We start from the raw sequence: 1,467 nt of genomic DNA, 5'->3' as shown, positions 1-1,467 counted from the left end.
CATTGCAGGTCGTAACCAGCTTTTGCATCATCTCGGTAATGGGACGGCGAGAGAGAACCAGAGGCAGGAGAATATTATCCTTGACCGACAGGGTATCCAGCAGGTTGAAATCCTGAAATACAAAGCCTAATTTCTCCCGGCGGAAGCTGGAAGCTTGACTATTTTTGATGGTTGCTGTGTCAGTTTCGTTGAGAAAGACGCGACCCTCAGTCGGCTTGTCCAGCATGGCTAGGATGTTGAGCAGGGTGGATTTCCCAGAGCCTGACTCCCCCATGATGGCGACATATTCGCCTTTTTCTACTGTAAAGTGAATGTCTTTCAGTGCCTCAACCTGGCTGCCCTGAAAGCGAGTTTTATAAATCTTTTTCACGTGCTGTACGTCTAATAATGTCATACTTGAACCTCTTCTTTATTTAAATTGATACTACTATCATACCGGAAAGACAGACAAGTTTCCATAACCTAATCTTTCATTTTGCCTGCCAATCTTACATTTTTGTCATCTTGTGCTCCAAGTCGGATAAAGAGAAAAGTCAACTGACCTTTCTCTTATCCTTGAATAATGGAATCTCTCAGTGACTGTACTGCAGCCAGAAATAATATTGACTGGAAGCACAGCCTAGGCGTGTCTTCTCGATTTCTTCCTTGGAAATCTTTTGAGCTTTAGGTTTACTTTGACGATGGTTAAAAAGATTGATTTTCATAGCAAGCCTCCTTCTTGAAATCTGATTATTAGTTTGGAAGACGTTTATCTTCTTTTTCTTTACACTTATAGGATACCGAATTCCCAGACTAGCTGCCATAAGATAACCTTTCATTTTAGCCTTTAAACTTACATTTTTGTCACTTAGAAAAAATAGTTTTCGATTACCCTTAAACTGCATCAATAGCCCTAAACTCAACGATACTTATTGCCTTCTTTCATCAAGCGCATAAAAAAACAAGCGTCAATGTTCATTGACACTTGTTTTCTGTTTTATTTTTTGAAACGAATCCCAAAATAAACCCCACAACCAACTATGATAATCAAGCCTATAGCAAGTAGCGTAAAGCTGATTTCTGTACCTGTGAAAGGCAGAATTTTCTTCGTATTCGCCTTATCTCCAGGTTTATCTTGATTTGATTTTTTCGGATCTGGATCAGTCGGTTTCGTTTGGTCAGTTATGACTAACTTCCCTCCCTTGTATTCTACTGTATTTCCATTGGCATTTACAACTGTTACTGTGCCATCGAGATTCACTTGGAACACAATGTCGGTAACAGCTAAGTAACCGGTTGGGGCTGCAGCTTCATGGAAGGTATATACTCCAGGAGCTAATTCAAGCTCATGCGATGTATTTGCTTCTGAAGTCCATTTCGCTACAGGATTGCCAGTTGCCTCTTTGCCTTGGAAAATTTGAATATCTGCACCAGCAATTTCAGTACCGCCAAGGTTGACCTTACTGAAGGTCACCTTACGTGGAAGAT

General features: G+C 40.7%; 3 protein-coding genes. All 3 read right to left on the bottom strand.

The window, feature by feature from the left end; genetic code table 11:
- Nucleotides 1-394, bottom strand: a 394-nt coding sequence (locus AX677_RS04720; protein ID WP_156445988.1) for an ABC transporter ATP-binding protein, incomplete at its 3' end; no start/stop codon positions are given.
- A 178-nt stretch (nucleotides 395-572) separates the two neighbouring features.
- Complete coding sequence (locus AX677_RS09570) at nucleotides 573-704, bottom strand: hypothetical protein (RefSeq protein ID WP_009659231.1); 132 nt, start codon at nucleotides 702-704, stop codon at nucleotides 573-575.
- A 272-nt stretch (nucleotides 705-976) separates the two neighbouring features.
- A partial coding sequence (locus tag AX677_RS04710; protein WP_002932759.1) for a prealbumin-like fold domain-containing protein occupies nucleotides 977-1,467 on the bottom strand: 491 nt, incomplete at its 5' end.

The organism is Streptococcus sp. CCH8-C6 (genome assembly GCF_001557225.1).
In the GTDB taxonomy this organism is placed as follows: domain Bacteria; phylum Bacillota; class Bacilli; order Lactobacillales; family Streptococcaceae; genus Streptococcus; species Streptococcus sanguinis_C.
The sequence above is the reverse complement of the archived record's forward strand: the minus strand, read 5'-3'. Positions and strand labels throughout refer to the sequence as shown.

What these genes read in the sequence shown, in the direction of transcription:
- AX677_RS09570 (WP_009659231.1), bottom strand. Translation starts at nt 704, where the DNA reads ATGAAAATCAATCTTTTTAACCATCGTCAAAGTAAACCTAAAGCTCAA.